General features: G+C 63.3%; 17 protein-coding genes and 1 pseudogene. 3 read left to right on the top strand and 15 right to left on the bottom strand.

Translation table 11 applies throughout. The annotated features are described in order from the left end of the window. Nucleotides 1-14: 14 nt before the first annotated feature. The 3 genes from BST44_RS23325 to BST44_RS29715 all read right to left on the bottom strand — a co-directional run bounded on the left by BST44_RS23325 (nt 15) and on the right by BST44_RS29715 (nt 1,955). The gene (locus BST44_RS23325; RefSeq protein ID WP_047323893.1) at nt 15-836 is read right to left on the bottom strand and encodes a hypothetical protein; all 822 of its coding nucleotides are present in this window, start codon (nt 834-836) and stop codon (nt 15-17) included. 322 nt (nt 837-1,158) lie between these two features. Next, entirely contained in the window at nt 1,159-1,605 is a 447-nt protein-coding gene (locus BST44_RS23330) for a hypothetical protein (protein ID WP_047323894.1), read from the bottom strand. A 212-nt stretch (nt 1,606-1,817) separates the two neighbouring features. Continuing rightward, nucleotides 1,818-1,955, bottom strand: a complete 138-nt coding sequence (locus BST44_RS29715; protein ID WP_167380249.1) for a hypothetical protein — start codon at nt 1,953-1,955, stop codon at nt 1,818-1,820. A 198-nt stretch (nt 1,956-2,153) separates the two neighbouring features. Between BST44_RS29715 and BST44_RS23335 the strand changes: the two genes are divergently transcribed. Beyond that, nucleotides 2,154-2,690 (top strand): hypothetical protein, encoded by a 537-nt coding sequence (locus BST44_RS23335; protein ID WP_047323913.1) that lies wholly within the window; start codon nt 2,154-2,156, stop codon nt 2,688-2,690. Nucleotides 2,691-2,887: 197 nt separating this feature from the next. On the opposite strand, the gene BST44_RS23340 is transcribed toward BST44_RS23335, so the two are convergent. The 10 genes and pseudogenes from BST44_RS23340 to BST44_RS29725 form a co-directional block, all read right to left on the bottom strand. Continuing rightward, complete coding sequence (locus BST44_RS23340; RefSeq protein ID WP_047323895.1) at nt 2,888-3,667, bottom strand: SseB family protein; 780 nt, start codon at nt 3,665-3,667, stop codon at nt 2,888-2,890. Nucleotides 3,668-3,893: 226 nt separating this feature from the next. Then, nucleotides 3,894-4,133 carry a hypothetical protein gene (locus BST44_RS23345; protein WP_047323896.1) on the bottom strand — a complete coding sequence of 80 codons (240 nt, stop codon included), beginning with the start codon at nt 4,131-4,133 and terminating at the stop codon, nt 3,894-3,896. A gap of 187 nt (nt 4,134-4,320) precedes the next feature. Further along, complete coding sequence (locus BST44_RS23350) at nt 4,321-5,829, bottom strand: AlbA family DNA-binding domain-containing protein (RefSeq protein ID WP_232512930.1); 1,509 nt, start codon at nt 5,827-5,829, stop codon at nt 4,321-4,323. A 303-nt stretch (nt 5,830-6,132) separates the two neighbouring features. Further along, nucleotides 6,133-8,085, bottom strand: a complete 1,953-nt coding sequence (locus BST44_RS23355) for a hypothetical protein (RefSeq protein ID WP_047323898.1) — start codon at nt 8,083-8,085, stop codon at nt 6,133-6,135. Between the two features lie 446 nt (nt 8,086-8,531). Continuing rightward, nucleotides 8,532-9,044, bottom strand: a complete 513-nt coding sequence (locus BST44_RS23360; protein WP_047323914.1) for a hypothetical protein — start codon at nt 9,042-9,044, stop codon at nt 8,532-8,534. Between the two features lie 137 nt (nt 9,045-9,181). Then, nucleotides 9,182-9,439: a hypothetical protein gene (locus BST44_RS23365; protein ID WP_074021056.1), complete on the bottom strand. Its 258-nt coding sequence runs from the start codon at nt 9,437-9,439 to the stop codon at nt 9,182-9,184. A gap of 79 nt (nt 9,440-9,518) precedes the next feature. Next, the gene (locus tag BST44_RS29720) at nt 9,519-10,154 is read right to left on the bottom strand and encodes a hypothetical protein (RefSeq protein WP_136246050.1); all 636 of its coding nucleotides are present in this window, start codon (nt 10,152-10,154) and stop codon (nt 9,519-9,521) included. Nucleotides 10,155-10,257: 103 nt separating this feature from the next. Then, nucleotides 10,258-10,434, bottom strand: a pseudogene (locus tag BST44_RS31050) (tyrosine-type recombinase/integrase); the annotation flags it as partial. 201 nt (nt 10,435-10,635) lie between these two features. Continuing rightward, entirely contained in the window at nt 10,636-11,376 is a 741-nt protein-coding gene (locus BST44_RS23380; protein ID WP_244184917.1) for a GAF and ANTAR domain-containing protein, read from the bottom strand. 215 nt (nt 11,377-11,591) lie between these two features. Next, complete coding sequence (locus tag BST44_RS29725; protein ID WP_142274663.1) at nt 11,592-11,837, bottom strand: hypothetical protein; 246 nt, start codon at nt 11,835-11,837, stop codon at nt 11,592-11,594. A 72-nt stretch (nt 11,838-11,909) separates the two neighbouring features. On the opposite strand from BST44_RS29725, the gene BST44_RS23385 reads away from it, so the two are divergent. Both BST44_RS23385 and BST44_RS23390 read left to right on the top strand, forming a co-directional pair. Further along, nucleotides 11,910-12,524 (top strand): PAS and ANTAR domain-containing protein, encoded by a 615-nt coding sequence (locus tag BST44_RS23385; protein ID WP_083179443.1) that lies wholly within the window; start codon nt 11,910-11,912, stop codon nt 12,522-12,524. Between the two features lie 147 nt (nt 12,525-12,671). Next, the gene (locus tag BST44_RS23390) at nt 12,672-13,706 is read left to right on the top strand and encodes a tyrosine-type recombinase/integrase (RefSeq protein WP_083179444.1); all 1,035 of its coding nucleotides are present in this window, start codon (nt 12,672-12,674) and stop codon (nt 13,704-13,706) included. Between the two features lie 3 nt (nt 13,707-13,709). On the opposite strand, the gene BST44_RS23395 is transcribed toward BST44_RS23390, so the two are convergent. Beyond that, the gene (locus tag BST44_RS23395) at nt 13,710-14,297 is read right to left on the bottom strand and encodes a hypothetical protein (RefSeq protein WP_083179445.1); all 588 of its coding nucleotides are present in this window, start codon (nt 14,295-14,297) and stop codon (nt 13,710-13,712) included. After that, nucleotides 14,294-16,717: a tyrosine-type recombinase/integrase gene (locus tag BST44_RS23400; protein ID WP_142274664.1), complete on the bottom strand. Its 2,424-nt coding sequence runs from the start codon at nt 16,715-16,717 to the stop codon at nt 14,294-14,296. The genes BST44_RS23395 and BST44_RS23400 overlap by 4 nt, the downstream gene beginning before the upstream one ends. Nucleotides 16,718-16,739 lie beyond the last annotated feature (22 nt).

Genomic DNA, 16,739 nt, shown 5'->3' on the forward strand with positions numbered 1-16,739 from the left:
GGGGCAGGGCAGTATCAACAGGCGGTGAAGGCGCTTTGCAGTTGCCGCTGCAGTGCGGCTGCCTCCGCGGTCTGATTGCCCTGAGGGGCTTGGGATTTGGGGGCCCCTTTGTCTTGGGGGCAGCTCGGCACCGTCAGCGAGCCGGTGAACTGGTGAAAATTGTCAGGCTCGACCATGAGGTGCCACTCCAGTTGCAACGGTTGCTGTTTGGTTGGCGCCACCGTGGAGATTACTGATTTGAGGTCACCGTAGGCCCGGGCAGTGTCGGTGATGTATGCCGATAGTTCGGTGATCTTCGCGCTGTCGATGCGAACGTAATAGACCGGCAGCACCAGCCGCGACAGCAACGCATCGATCGCTGCGCGCTGCTCGCCGCTGATCGGAACGCCGACTTCCCAAGTCGGGTACTTCGTCGGTTCGGCGGAACGGATATAGACGGTCATCGGTTCGGGCTTGACGGCCGCCAACGCTGCGGTCAAGACGTCGCTGGTGTGTTCGACATCCCATACCTCGAGCCGCGAACTAGTACCGTCACGCGACCATTGGATTGCCGAGCGCGGGACGCGGGTCCTCAGTTCGCGCAAGCGGTGTGTGTCGTCGACGATCTGGGCGGGGTCGAGCTGCGCGCCGCGTATCACCTCAAGTTCATCGCCGACGACGAAATCACAGGACTGACGGTAGCCGTCGAAATCGCTGCCTTTGATGCTGGTGATGCGCGAGGCGACCGCGGCGATCTGGTCCTCGCTTGCCTTAGGCATCGTGACCACCAATTTCAGTTCCGCGCCGTTCTCAAAATCGTTGATATAGCCGGGGTTAACGCTGTCGACCCCAGGCATCTTCGCTATCTCAGCCTGAAGGTGGCGGGCCTCGGAGCTACGATCCAGGGCAGCGCACGCACCAGTCGCCGCCACCACACACGCCACAGCCGGCAGGCACAACCGCCACAGCCGGCGCCGGCTCATCAGCCGTAGCGCGGCGCTACTCGAACAGCCCGTCACCCTCACCATTATCGGCGACGAGCGGAGCTCCTTGCGTCGTCGCGCGCTCGCGCCCAGCAGGGGTAGGGGAGCGGGGTGTCGGCCTCCCGCCGGCCGCTTCACACATCGCATCGCCTCGTCACTCGGCGCAGTAGAGAGGCGCGAGTGGCTGGCGGCGCGCTCAGGTCGGGCAGGCGCGTGCCAGCGTGGCCAATTCGTCGCCGAACTCGCGGTTAACCTGGCCTGCCGCCTTCGCCGATGGTGGCAGTTGCGGTTTCAAGGGATCTTGTTTGTCCAGTTCGGCGTTCATCTGGTTGGCATCTTTCATGAATTCGCGCGCCAGCGCCGCGGCTCGTTGCGCGTGCGCCGACAGCTCGGGTGCGGTCACCTGGCCGGCGTGCTGCTGCAGACCGTCGAGCCAGGCCTGGTAGTCGCCGGCAGCCGGTACCACGTCTGGTTCGTACGAGCCGGGCGGCGCGAACCGCGTCTTGGCTTTCAGCGAGGCCTGCGTATCGCGGTTGAACTCGATGAATTGCCGCACACTCCAACACGGTTGTGCCCGCTCATCGATGCGCCACGCGACGACCCCGCCTGCGGCCGCCGCAGCCACGCACACCAGCGCCAGCAACCCTCGAGCGATCCTGCGGCTACGGACACTGTTGGCGACCACGCGACCAACGTACTTGCTGATCACGCACAAGTCGGTGCGGTTAGCGCGTGTAGCTCGCGTGAACGACACCACGCAGTGCGTTTTGGCAGGGGAAATGTCCTAAGGTCGCCCGCGAGTCCGGGTCAGCACCACGTGCTTGCCTGCTTTAGCAGCGGTGTTGCGTTGTAGGTCTATTGCTGGTTGGTGCGGCGCCTGCCGGACCACGCCCGGTAACCCATCAACACCGCGAGGCCTCCGGTACTGATCAAGCCCAGCCACGTGCCGTGGATGACGTTTACCACGAACAGGATCAGGCATAGCGCAGCCATCACGGCGAAGAACACTGGGCTATATAGGCGGGTCCTTTTCACGCGCGTTCTCCCCTTCAGTGGCCTGCCTGGCGGTTGAGCATGCCAGTTCATTCATCCAGTCTGTGCTGTAGGCGTATATCACGGTAGGCATTTGTTGGCGTCCTCACCCATCAAAAAGCGTCCGTTCACCACCGGGGCGCAGGGATAATGGATGTCATGAATCGGATCGGCCAGGCGGTCGCGGGCTTGCTGGCCATGCTGGCCACGGTCCCGGCGGTCGCCGCGCAGGCTGCGCCGGCCGCCCCAGACTTCTCCTCCTACCCAAAGGCATCTGAGAGCGACTACACGGTGCGCCCCGGCCTGGCCTACTCAGTGCGCGGCTTCCGCACACCCAGCGGCCTGTACTGCACGTCATCCAATCACCGCATGATGTATGCGATGAACTGCACCGGGCCGTTCGCTAGCGCCCCTGGAGGAGCGAACACAGTGAGCCTGTTCGAATCAGGCACCGTCGTCAGCCCAATCAAGTTCACCAGCGTTGAAAACCCAAGCCCTGGCAGTAAGCCCGAGTTCGAAGGCCACCCGCTCAACCTGCTACCCAAGAACACCGCATACGCATTCGACGACGCAATCTGCGTATGGACCGACACGATTGCACTGGCCTGCCGAATCGGCTCAGGACAGACCTACACCGGGTTCATCGCCACATCTGATACCACGACCACCATCGGCAATCTGACAGACGGTGGATGACTGGCTGCGGTCGGTGCGCTACTTGTCGTCGATGACGTCGGCCAGGCACGGTAGCTGACCACAAGCATGGGCACCTTTGCAAACAACGTCGGGTCGCTCTTCCGGCCAGCTTTGGCGCCTACGCCCAGGTGTTTAACAGCCGTATCTCCGTAGCCCTGATTGCATTGGAGCACAGCTGATTTCACTCCCAACCGCGTTTATTCGCCGAGGAGCTCGGCCAACGAAACCCACAGGAACGGGCCGGCGGGGTTGATGACGATCCCGGTGTGCCCCTGTTCGCGGGCCATGTGCACCACCTGCTCGATCGTCAGCGATATGGCCGCGTCGGCAGGGTTGAAGGCCAGGACTTCCGGGGCGCTGGTGAAGGCGAAGATGCTCGTCGTGCCGTTCGGATGTGTGGTGATGCGAACACCCACTCCGCCGCGCGAATCATCGCCGGCCAGCACCATAGGGCCGTTGTCGCGCAGCACCTGCACCACGGCCTGCCTGTCGGCTTTCCCGTCGGTGTGGTCGGCTAGGGCCTGCTTGAGCCGCTCGTTGTTGCCGTTGCGCAACGCGAAATCAATCTCGGGGGCTGACAGGGCACATGTGGGCCCGGCCGGATCAATGTAGAGCCATGCGTTGCCCTGGCTTCGGGCCAGCTCCAGCGCCCCGATGGCCGGCTGAACCAGTGACGCGGTGGTCGCACCGGGCGGGTGCAGGCGGGCGATTTCCTCGTTGCGGGTGTAGCAGAACAGCGCCGAACCGCCATTGGGGCCAGTGCCGCCCCGGAATTGCAAGTGCGAGCCCGTGGCGAACGGTTCACCGGTCAATGCGTCAGAGCCGGTGATGTCCAACAGCACCTCCCCGTACATGCACAACCGCAGCACCTCAACCGCGCCGCGTTGGTTGGGCTGGGCGGCGAACGCTGCCACGGCTCGCCGCAGCACCACGTTGTCCACCAGTCTGGCGCGATCGGGGTAGCCTGCAGGTGTCATGTCGTGTGAAAGCCCCTGACCTATCTCGGATAACGACCAGCGATGGTTCCCCCGCCTCAGACGATATCGCCCCGCCGCCCGGCTTTCGGAGTTTTACCGCGCCGCCTCGAGGTAGTGACGAGCGCGGCGGTCTACACGTACGCCAGAAGCCGCAGTGAGCGGACTGGCGATGTGCAGATCGTTTACCTGACCGTGCTGGGGCGAGTGCCCAGCCCGCTCAGGTGTGTCACCAACCCATATCGCGGACCACTTCGGCCTGGGCTGCCGCGATCTCTTCGGCAGTTGCCGCGGTCACGTCCTCGTCGGCAGCCCATTCAAATCGGCTCAAAAGATCTGCCAGCGCCTGCTTTTGCGCCGGATGGGTGACCGGTACCGTGTTCAGATCAGTATGGGCCAGCCAGTCGGCCAAGACGATCGCGTCGGCACGCCACAACCGCACGCTGACAGTGGGCACCTTCTCATCCATGACTGTTATCGTGCCACCGCCACGTCAGCGGTTGTGGCCAGCCGATGGGGACCGCGGAATCCGGAACAGTCTCAGCGCAGTTCGCGTATTCGGTCTGCGTCGCATGACTCAGGACGACTGGCCGTTTCGCCATCGAGCCAGCACGGGGCAGTCAGTGTCTATCGAAGGCATCCTCGCGACTAGCTGGTCAGAAAGGTCCGCGGCGGAGCTGCGCCACAGTAGCCGTCCACACGGTGTCTGCGGCTTCCTGTAGCCGTTTCTTTGATCCCCCGAACAGACCGGCTTCTAGGGGTGGCCATTGGTCGCCCGCGCTTCGCGCGTCCATCAACATGTGCGCCACCTCGGTCTCCTCGAAGGGGTAGCTCTCGGCCGCGTGCTTGACGAACAGCCCCAGCCAGGGTTGGTCGAGGAGGCCTGGGTTACGTTGAGCCGCCAGATCGCTGACAACAAGGGCGAAAAGGAGCTCGGCGGCATCGAACAGCCGGATGTACTGGGAATCGGTGCGGTCGGGAAAGTACGACCGCAGCGCATCGAACAAGAAATCCGAGACTGGGTAGACCGGTCGGCGCGGAAGTCGACCCGCTGCGAGGTCCTCCAGCAGCTGTTTGGTGAGTGCGCCTGTCTGGGCGGCACGTAGGGCAAGTCCGAGATGCCGCTCGTGGCCGACAATCTCCCAGGGGCCAGCCTTATCGAGGACCGCCACCTTGCGGTTCGTGAAAAGGGACCAATCGACGGTGGCATCGACGGTCAGAGTGCGGACGGCGCGATAGTTCTCGTGTTCAACTGCCGCGATCGTGCCGGCGTACATCGTGAGCGTGGCTGGCAGCATTGCCAACGCTTCCAGCTGTTGGTTTCGGACACTCGTGATGAGCGAACCGCTCTGTTGGGCAAGCGGTCTCGGCTCGGCGAGCGCCGTGATGAGCTGTCGATATTCGACTTCAAGGAAAGCGCTTTCGACGCGACAGCCTTCGATGACGAGAGGAAGCAAAGGCGCTGCGGCCGTGCGGTAGCCATCAGCGATCTCGACGTATTGGATGATCTGCTCCGTCGGCACACGACTAGCGAAGCCGGGTGGGAATCGTTCAGGGTCGCTGCATGCGTCGATCACACCACGGGCGGCGCTGCGGAGCAGCCGGCCGGTCAAACGGTAGTTGCCGCTGCTGATTGCCTCGTCGAACGCGTCGCTGTCAGAGACCGGGGGGTCTTGCAGGAGCCGGTTCTGCAGTTCGTTGAGCTCTCGATGGGTTGCCGGCTCGGAGCCGGAAATGCCGCGGCGGAACACAGTTCCGGACTTGTAGCTCTCGTAGTCCTTGACCAGGGAGTGGATCCGGTCGCCGGGCTGCGGTGGTGCGACCGTGATGATCAGGACGTGTTGCCCGCGGAACTCGACGTAGTCGACGTCCCAGTGTGGTCCGTCGACGTAGGTTCGCAGCATCGCGGCGAGGTCGGCCGCGTCGTGTACCGCGACGCCGTCGAGCACGCCGACAGGTGAAACGCCCACGACGAGGTACGCTTCGCCCCCGCACTCGCGGGCCGCGTTCACCGGGTCGCGATTGGCGAAAGCGATGATCGCTTTGGCGGCGCTGACCTTGTCCTTGGCCTTGGAGAAATCCAGGGTGCTTTTCCACTCGACCCAATGGGTCTCGGGTGTGGTGGTCGAGGAGGCGTGAAAAATCGCCTCGACGAGTTTGTCCAAGCGGTGGCTGCGTCGAAACGACGCCCTCGTATCTAGGTTGAGACCCATAGCGGTCGAGCATATTCCCGCCACCACGGTGCGTCGCGCAGTTGCGGTCGGTCGAAAAGTCAAACCAGATCTCTGGAACCGAACATCGCCCAGCGATACGGTCGCGCCGCGCGAGAGATGCCCGCATGTGTGATCGATTCTCAGGCGCCGGCGCCGACCGTTGTTCAACAATGAGCATCGAGATACCGACGAACGTCGAGTCCCATATTGTTCCACTAGCGCTTAGTGCACCGTCGCCAGCGATCTGCGCCCGGCCTAGTTGCCGTTGAGCAGGTTGATCACCATTCCGCTGTTCTTCAGGATGTGGTCGCTCAGCGGCAGTGTCGGCGCGCCATAGCTGAGGAGGTACAGCTGCAAAGACGCCATGCCGTATTTCGAAGCTGCGGTGCGCCATTTCGCGATCAGATCCATCATGTTGGGGTTCTTGCCGCCCTTCGCCCCGATGTTTGCCATACCCTCCAGCAGTTGGAGGTCTGAGAGCGGAACGATGCCGGGTGCGTACACCTGCGGCTGAAGATGCTTGAACGCCCTCACGCTTCGGATATTGATGTCGAACTGAGCCAACAGTCCGTTGGTAACGCCGGCGTCGGGCACGATGACCAGCGGGGCGTACATCGTTTTGTTGTCGACCTTGTGGCCTTCCCAGCCGCGGTGCTTCTGGACGAGGTCGATGGTGGATAGCAGCTGACTGTACTTGCCGTGGTCGGTATCCATGAATATCTTCTCGACGTCGGCGCTGTAGGCTTCCCACGTCGCTAGCCCCTGCGCCGCATCCTCTTTCACCGCGTGATTTGTCGCGTCGATCACCACGCAGTGATCCTTGCCGAGAATCAACCAGTCGCACACCGACGGCTCTACGCCCTTCTTCTGCGTCCATGCGGCCTGCATGTCGGGCTCGTCGGCAATCGCGAGTAGATGAGGGCACTTGTCGACGATGCGGTGGAGAATGCCCGCGACGAACTGTTCGAAGGCGTCGTTCATCGCGGTCTTGAACCGATGTCGGGCCGATCCGGGGAGGCTGGCCCACGCTTCGAAGTAGAGCTGGCCGCCGCAGAGGCGGTCGAGGGCCCACTGGTGGCGGATGGTGACGAATGCGTTGTCGTTGATGGCGAGGAACGGGTACCGCGTGAGGGTGTATCGCTGGTGGCCGATTTCCCCGGCGTTGCGATCCTCCTGCAGCTTCGTCTTGAAATCGTCCAGCTTCAGCGCCATGTTAGTGAAGAGGTAGTCGATCGCCGCCTCGGAGGCGCCGTCGGCGAGCAGTTCATCGCGGCTGAACCGAACCTGTTGATTCTTGGTGCTGCGCTTGATGATACGGAGCCCCAGCCGCATGATGTCGATCAGTTCGACCTCGGTGGCGATCTTGAAGGCCTCGGCGGGCGTCGCGCCCAATCCCGTGGTCTTAGATCTCGGTGCCCACTTGGTGAACCACAGATCGTAGGTGTTTGAAAGTACGATCTCGAGCCTCAGCGGTGCGTTGAAGAGTGCCGACGCGATTTCGCCCTGGATAAGGGGTTTCGCGTATTCATGCAGCTCTTCGAGGCCCATCTTCGGCAGCTTGTGCTGAAGCTTCGCGATTTCATCCGTGGTGGGCACGTCGCCCGCGAACTCAGAGTTGAGATTTTGCTCCGTCGTGATCGACAGCAGCAGCTGCGTCAGGGTATTGCGATCGATCGCCGGCGCGGCGTGATCCGTCGACGCGTATTCGATGATTTCGCGCTGCAGCTGTGCTGTCGCGCGGGGCGAGATGAGCATGTCGCCATAGATGATGATTCGTTTGAGGACCTTCTCGGACAGGCCACCCTCGCCCCCGCCGGCGAGGAAGTCGCCCTCAACGTCACGCACGCCCCGGGTGGTCGAGTAGGCCACGTCCCACTGCGCCTGCACGCAGGCGACGGTCTCGAGGGAGTGGTAAAGGCTGACCCCGCCAAGCAGTTCGCGACGTTCGTCGTATGTAATTGGGTCCAGCCCAAAGAGGCCGCACACGATCAGCTGCGGCTGTGAGCTCACGAACGACATGACCTTTGAGATCGGATCTTCGGACGGCCAGCCCCCAGCCAGCCCGAACGGCGGCATCTTTCCCGACGGCGGCCATGGCGGCGGCTGATTTCCCGTCGGCTTTGGGTTGGACTTCCCGCCCTTCAACTGCGCAGGTTCGTGGTCGCGCTTCTCGGCGCGCTCCTTTCGGATTCGGGCGCCTTTACCCATCGGCGGCAAATCCTCTCTCGTTCTAGCAGCTCTTCGATCTGGCGGGTCGACGGATCACCGCCCTGGTCGCGGATCGATCGGCGCACAGCGACGAGCCACGTCAGCGCGGCGTCGATGTCTGGCGAGTGCGCAAGCATCAAGGGTAGAAGTGCCGCCCGACAAGTCGTGGCGGAATCGAGCGGCGGCCGGCGGGGAGCGTGGTGACGACCGCCGACGACATATGTAGTTGATCAGCGGAGCTGACCACGGGGCATGGTCTTGGGCCGTGAAGCAGGATCAGGACTCAGCACTGACGGTGTGTTCTGAACCGTCAGTGGCTTTAGGACCGTTCGGGCCGCCCAATGGGTCGAGCCCGGCGATCCATTGGCGGCGAGACTGATGAAGAAGGCGGCTTCGACTAGGCCCACGGTCAAAGAGACAGCCATCGAAGACTGAACCAACCTGGTCTAGTTCATTTCAGGTACCGCAGCAGTTCGCGCACGGATGGCGTCACGCCTTAACGTGTTTGCCAGTTCGGGTTGATCGGTGAGGTCAGCCACCGTGGTGAAGATGCGTGCGATGCGGAGAAACATAGCCGGGGGAGCAGACACATCGCCCTGCGAGCTCTCGGACTGCATAAGCCCAGCAACGGACAGCAGCTCGGTGATCTCGAGTCGGCGAGCCGCGCGTTCGTCGTCTTCAAGCGCCGCGGTGCGCTCACACGCGAGCAGACTTTCGGCCAGACCGGCAATAAGCCGGCCGAGCCCGGAAACGCTGATCTGTGCGGTGCGGGGAAGGGAAAACAGGTCACCGCCAGGTTCCTCAGTAGCGAACGTTGCCACTAACCGGTCGGCAAAAGCGTCTAGGGCGGATACGTCGAAACTGCGCTGCGCCTGGTGCCAGCTGATGCCAAGACGGTCCGCGATGCGCGAAAGCCTCTCTCGTAAAAGGGATTCCGCAGCGGCGACAGAGATCGTCATCCCGCGATCGTCCGCGAGCGCCGCCAACCTGGTCGCAGCCTGCCGAAGCCACCCGCCGGGCTCACCTTCGCCTCGATCGCGGGCCTTACCCACCGCGTCGTGCACCGGTTGGGTAGATGTGCGCGGCCAGATCCGGATCACTCACCACCGTGATCCATTCCCTCACGCCGACGTAACGCTTCCGCTCGGAGTGCGATGCCGACATTGTTAAGTCGGAACTCGTACTCACCGGAGGCCACGAGAAACCAGTCACCAGTGCCGAAGTCACCCCGGTCCATCACCAAGCGCATGGCGCTTCTGATGGCGTCAGTGCTATCACCTCTGAAGCTCGCCAGATGCCCGGCATGGTCGTCGTACATGTGCCATTCGGGCTGCCCACTCAGCCGCTGCCGCAATGGGCCATCCTCGAAACTGGCTCTGAACCCTTGCAGCAGCCGGTACGTCGTGGGGCAACTGCTGCCTGTAGGGCTATGGTCACTCATGAGATGCCTCTCGCACACGTTGTGCCCATCTCTCATGAGCGGATTGCGCCGACATGCCAGCTGCTGCACCAATTCTCGCCCACGACATCTGTCGACCGCGTGCGTGCAGGACGGCCCGATCCAATTGTCGTTCGCCAGAACGAATCACCGCGAGTGCGGCTGCGATCTCAGCTTCGGCGTCGATGTCGCTGATGTGCTCGTTCCACCACACGGCGTGGCCCGCCTCATCCGCATCACCGCCACTGACTACATCCAGGACGTCGTCGTCTGCTGCGAAAATACGAAAGGCAGCGGGATCGTGTCGCACCGGGGAGGGAACGCGCGTCCAAAGCTCTTGACTGACCCAGCGTTTCCTGGGCATTACGTCACCAGGCGCGTAGCAGTTGCAGATAACGCGCCAGCCAACGACGTCGCCGGCGGGCCTGGTCACAAACGCGGCGTCACCGCCGTGTCGGCGCACCGCCTCCTGGCCCCATGTACCGTCGCCATACTGGTCGACGGCAAGGTGTCCTGGTGGGATTCCGGTGCCGAGAATTCCCAGCGCGCCGCGGCCATCGTCGAACTCGGCGGCCATGAACCCCTCGTGCCATTCGCTGCCACGGTCGCCAAGCGAATGCTCCCATCCCATGGATGGGAGTCTAGTCGGTGCGTCAAGATATCCTGATGCAACTGAGCTGGTTCATCAGGACTACCTGACGTAACGTAGAATCTTGCAGAAAGACTGGGGAGCTTTATGGTTCCCGAGCGGTTTCGATCAGCCCATACAGCGGGTTTTGCGCAGCGGCTGCACGGTTCTCCACGCCGGCTCCGTCAACGTAGCGTTGCGAGGTCACCATCGAGTCGTGTCCAAGAAGCTTCATCAGCGCGTACACGCTGACGTTCCCGTTGGCGAGTTCGGTGGCGTAGGTTATCTGAACTGATTTTTGCGAAAGCGCTTGTCGTTTAGATTTCTAAGTGTCGGACACGTAAGACACGTGGGGCGCGATTCTCGGCGGCCGAGATCAGTTTTTCAGTCGGTCGGGCGGCGAGGACGCCTGGCGCAGATGTAGAGAGGCGAGGTAGGAGCAGGTCCTGTCTCAGCCGCCTCGGGCGCATAGCTTTTTTGAATCTTAGGTGGGGCGGAGTCCTGATTCGTGTTGGTCGACGACGAAGCGGGCGATGTCGATGAGTTTGATGTTGGCCCGTTGCGAGGTTTTGAGGAGCAGTTGGAAGGCTTGCAGGCTGGAGAGGTTTTCTCGGTGCATCAGAATACCTTTGGCTTGTCCGATGGTGTCGCGGCTGGCCAGAGCGGCCTGGAAGTGGGATTCGGCGGTCGCACCGGCGATCGCTACGGAGGCGTGTTGGGCGAGCACTTCACCAACGAATATCGAGTCGTCGCTGAACACGTTGGTTTGCTCGCCGTAGAGGTTGAGCGCTCCGAGATTCTCGTGGCGGACGAATAGTTGGAACGCCAACAGGCTTTGGACACCTCGGTCTATTGCTGCCTGGGTGAAGCGCGGCCATCGGGTTTCGCTGGCCATATCGCCGATGAGGACGGTGTGGTGTTCGCGTAGCGCGCTCACACAGGGCCCTTCGTTCAAGGTGGCTTGTGCATTATCGAGTTCAGCGACCAGGGGGTCGCTGGGCGCCCGTGACTCAATGTGATCGCCCTTGATCATCGAGATTCCCGCCCAGCACGTGCCCGGTACGATCGCGACTGCACCCTCGATAATGGCCTGCAGTGTTGCCTCGATGTCGGTTTGTCCCTGCAACTCGATGGCCAGGTCGCCTAAGACCTGGGTCGGATCAGGGGGCGGTGGTTTTTCGGGCATATCGAGACGATAGGCGAGCGCAGCCGACGCTTTGGCCATAAGGTCGCCCCCGGCCGCCGCTTCATGACGAACCGGGGGCTAAGCGGTACGACAGTCCGGACTACCGCATCCGCCTGTGAGAGGTGCTACCCGGTGGCGGAGTTTTCAGACACGGCGCGCCGGTCTGTCAGCGCTGGGCTGAACAAACGGGGCCGCGGCAGCCTGATCACATCGACTGGCAGCCGGGCGCTCACGGTGTGTTAGGGCGATAGGGTTCAACTATGTTGAGGTCTGCTCACGGGGCCGCTGAGCGCGCCCGAGAGATTGCCGTCTCGCGGCGCACCAAGCTCGATGCGCGGCGTCCCTTTACCGCGCAGGATCTTGATCGCGCGGCCCAGCGTGCCCGGCAATCGGCCGACCGTGCGGTTGAGGCGCAGCGGCGCGCTGATGCCGCCCAGATCCGAGCTGCCCAGGTTCGGGTGAGTGCGGCCTCGACCGGGGCCGACGACACCGCTAGTCACCCTAGCGAAGCCTCATCTGATGCTGACCAGTCCGGCTTCGCCGACACGTTGGCCGCGGTTTCCCCGGAGCGGATGGGATGGTTCCGGTTCTATTTCGATGACCAACGCTGGGAGTGGTCGGACTACGTGCAGCGGTTGCACGGATACCAGCCCGGCACGGTGAGCCCCACCACCGAGCTGGTGCTGTCCCACAAACATCCCGACGACCGGGATCAGGTAGCCGCGACCATCGACGACATCACCCATACCCGCGGGGCCTTGAGCAGCCGGCACCGCATCATCGACGCCCATGGCATAGTGCGCTGGGTCATCATGATCGGGGATCAGTTCCTCGACGAGCACGGTGCGGTCATCGGCACTCACGGCTTTTATCTCGACGTCACCCCGGCCGAACGTGCCCGCCAGGACTTGGTCACCGCCCGCGTCGACGAGATCGCCGACAACCGCGCCGCGATCGAGCAAGTCAAGGGCATGCTCATGCTCGTCTACGACGTCGATGCCGAGATTGCGTTCGGCGTTCTCAAATGGCTGTCCCAGGAACACAACATCAAACTGCGGTTGCTGGCCGAACAGATCGGCACCGACCTGCGAACCGCCGCGACGGGCGCAATTGTGGGCAAGATCCGCTTCGACCAGGCGCTGATGACAGCGCATCAGCGCCTGTTGCGCCCCGGCGGGCCCACGTAGCCGGTCGCGTCATCCAGAGCTAAGAAGGATGAATAGTGCGATGCCACCGCAGTATGGCGGTCATGCAGTAGATCCTGTGCTGGCGACACCGCCCGCATAGCGAGCGGATCCCGAGTGTCCGGCGAACTTGATGCGACGATTAAGTCTATGGCGACGACGTCGTGTAGATCGGGTGATGACGCCTCAACTTTGGAACCGGGCTTTCCGCCGTGGTTCTCGGCGTTTTTGGCCGATCGCGCCGTCCGTAAGCCATCGCCGCACACGGCTAAGGCATACCGGCAGGACTTTGTCGCGATCGCCTCGCTGTTGGCCGGCGATCGTGCACGGATCGGCGAGCTGATACCCACTGCGATCACGAAGGACGCTATGCGGGCGGCGTTTGCCGCCTACGCCGACAATCACGAGGCCGCGTCGATCCGGCGCTGTTGGTCGACATGGAACACGTTGTGCGACTTCCTCTATAACAGCGAACGGATTCCGTCCAATCCGATGTCGTTGATCGGCCGGCCCAAGGTCGCCAAGTCGTTGCCCAAGGGACTTGGCGCCGAGACGGTGTCGGGGCTGTTGGCGGCGATTGACGATGACAGCGGTTCGCCGCGGCGCAGTGACTGGCCCGAACGCGACGCGGCCCTGGTGCTGACGGCGGTGCTGGCGGGATTGCGGGCTGATGAACTTATCCGCGCCAACGTGGGCGACATCCGCACCACCACCGAAGGTGGCGGTGTCCTTCACGTGCGCGGTAAGGGCAACAAGGATCGCCGAATCCCGGTGGAAGAGGGCTTAATCAACGTTGTGGAATGCTACCTGGACTCCAGGGCGCTCCGATTCCCCGCCGACACCAAGCGTCGAGGCCCGAGCGCCGGGATCGCGGCGTGGCCGACGACCGCGGCCCTGTTCGTCGGCAGCAACGGTGACCGAATCACCCGCGGCGTACTGCAATACCGGGTCCTTCGGGCGTTTAAGAAGGCTGGCCTGAATAATCAACGCGCGCGTGGAGCTCTAATACACGCCCTTAGGCATGAGTTCGCTACACAACTGGCCAACGTCGATACCAGTGTTTACGCGCTGATGAAGCTGCTCGGACACGAGTCGATGGTGACGTCGCAGCGCTACGTCGACGGTGCCGGCGCCGAGAACCGTGCCGCTGCAGCTCGAAACCCGCTCTATGGCCTTTTGTCTTGATCCTCATGGTGTGCGGTTTTGGGATTTGATGACGCGTCGCAGGCTTTCTCGTGCGGCGCTGAGCTCGTCTTGCAGTTCGGCGACATGCCTTGTGGCGGTGTCGGCCTCGACGGTGCGGGCATCGCGCTCGGCGACGAGTCGACGGTTGAGGGCTTCCAGGTCGGCGACGCGTGCGGTCAGATGCGCTCGATCGGGTCCTTCGATTTCGGCGCCGAGCTGCAGGCGGAGGCGCTGTTGGAGTTTGTCGCGCTCGGCGCGCAGTGTTTTGATCTGATCTCGGGCGATGGCGAGGTCGGTGCGAAGGCTGGCCGGTGTCGTGGTGTGTTTCCCGGGCGGCGTTGGCGTTGGGGCGGGGGAGTCGTTGGCCTGCCGCGCTCGAGCGGCATCGATATGTTCGCGGATCCCTTCGGCGTAGACCAGCCAGGTGGACACCCCGGCGGCGTTAGCGACCGCGGTGAAGGTGATCGACGCGCCGCTGGCTTCCATCGCCTCAAGCGCGCCCAGTGTCCGTCGCCGCTTGAGCTCACTGTCCCTGGTGCGGGCCGCTTTCAGTGCTGCGGCGCGAGAATGGTTGGCCGCGGTGGTACTCATCCGGTTTGGCTACCCGAGGTGGACACGGGGGTGATCGGAATGCGCCGGGCGGCGCGGGCGCGGCGCAGGATCCGGCTGGCATCGTCTATTTCGGTGCGCTGCTCGGAGTCGAGTTCGCTCAGGCGGCGCCGCATGGTGTCGACCACACGGTTAAACGCCTCGATTTCGCTGCTCATGTTGGCGATCACGTAGTCAGCGGCCTCCATCGCCCGGGCGGTTTCTCGGTCAGCTTTCAGCGAGTGGAGGTGTTCTTCGATCGCGGGAAGATAGGAGGGATCCGGGCGATAAAAGCCACAGCCTGCGCACTGGAATCTGATCGGACAGGCGCCGCCACCGGCTTTGACGTTGGACGGTTCGGTGCAGTTGCCGAACGGCACCGACACTGAGGCCCGTTCGTAGGCCAGCGGGTCGGCGAACGAGCTCGGCTTGCCCGAGGCGTCGATGGCCAGCGATCCCACGGCGCGGATGGCCTGCTGCTTGCGTTTATGGGTGACCGAGTAGTAGCCCAACGTGGTTTGAATCGAGCGGTGATCGAGTAACTCCTTGAGCACGTCGACGGGTACGCCGGCGTCGGCGTGACGCTGAGCGTAGCTGTGCCGCAGCACATATGGGGTGATCAGGGCGCGGTCGAACGGCAGCGGTGTCCCGTCGGAACCCAGCAGTTCACCGTCGATGTTGGGAATCGATTGTGTCCAATAACGAAACGACACCCCGACGCTGGAGGCGATCAGGTGCCCGCGGGCCTGGCGGGAGCGCAGCAGCGGGGAGGGAAACAGCCATTGGCGAGTCGCCGGCGCGGTGGGCAGCTGTGTGCGGCGATGCTGCCAAGCCATTATGATCTCGGCGGTCTCGCTGGTGATGGGCAGGCGTCGACGCAGCCGAGCGGCCTTGTGGTTGTCATAGACCAAGTTGTGTTGGCCGTCGATCACCTCAACGCAGCCGACCTTGAGGCTGACGATCTCACCGGGGCGCCGGCCAGTGTCACGCAGGATCTGGTAGATGGTCTGATGCATGGCCCGCAGGTCTGCGGCGCTCATCGAGCCGTTTGGCCCCGTCGGGCCCAACAGGGATAGATGCTGGTCGAGTTGACGAATCACTTTCTCGGGCAGCGCTTTACCCAACTGTTCCTCGTTGGTTTCCTCGATCAGCCGGTAACGGCGCCGCGAGGGCCGGAACGGGTCGGGCACCTCGCTCATCAGTGCGTTGGTGCGGGCGTGCTCGATCATCTGGTCAAACACCCGCAACAGCTGAATGCGGTACTTCGCGGAGTACAGAGAGCCATCAGCGCGGCGATACTCGGCGATGGCCTGCTCGATGAGGACGAAGTCACCCGCACCCAGGATGGCGGGATCGGTGCGCCCGGCGGCCACCAGCGTTTGAGAGGCCACCTGGCAGGCCCGCAGCGCTTGCCGCAGTCCTTGCACGTAGGGGCGGGTGCTACGGGCCCAGTCCTTGAGCACCTCCCGCAACCAGCGCAGCTCGATCGCGCCGAAGTCGACGGTGCCCTGGGTCGCCGGCCAGCGTCGCGACCCATTGGACTGCAAATCCAACAGCTCGAGATGCCACACATCGCCGGCATAGGGATCGGTGCCGGTGTAGTAGGTCCAGGCTCGTTCCAGATGGCGGCGCAGGTCACTGTAGAAGCCCTTGATGGTCCCGTTGTATTGCACGCCACCGCTTTCACACACCGCTTCAGGATCGGCGCGGCGCACCGAGCTGGCCCCATCCAGGCGGCTGATGAGGATGCGAACCTGCAACGGGTCCAGCGAAGGTGGAGACTCGTCGCGGCGTTGCAGCGCATAAAGCAACTCCAGTCGCACCAGCTGTGGCAGGTCAGCCAAACAGAACTGGTGGCTGGCGATCCGGGGCTTTTCCTTGGCAACCCAGGCGGCCAGCTCCTCGCGCGAGAGCGAACCGCCGCGCTCTCGGTATAGGCGAATGCCGTGATATTTGCATAATCCGTGCCGGGCGACGCCTTCACGGGCGCAGCCAGCTACCAAACACGGCGGCCTGCGATGCAGCGGCTGGGCCGAGGCGATGAACTCCTCCACCGGCCCGCCGCCAGCCTTGCGCCAATCCAGCGCGTGCCGCCGGCACAAGCCCCGGCAGTCCAGCTCGCACTCGCAGCCGGGCACCGTACACACACCTCGGGCAACCGGGCGAGTCGACCGACGGCGGGGCTGGCGGTCGAACTCCTCCTCAGAGACACCGGCCTTCGACAGGGAGTGTCGACAACCGAAACAGCGGCCGTTATAGCTTCGTGCCGGCGTGGGACAGCCGGGAGTGCGACACCGCCATGCAGCTGTGCGTTCGCTGTCCAAATCGCCGGTGAACAGCCACAACGCTCCGTCCCACTCATCGGGCCGCCACGCGGTTTCGAGGTGGGCCGATAACCATTCCAGCCAGCCGGCATCGCTCACCGACCCCCGACCGGCCTCGGCG

Origin of the sequence: Mycobacterium scrofulaceum (assembly GCF_002086735.1) — a bacterium.
Lineage (GTDB): Bacteria > Actinomycetota > Actinomycetes > Mycobacteriales > Mycobacteriaceae > Mycobacterium > Mycobacterium scrofulaceum.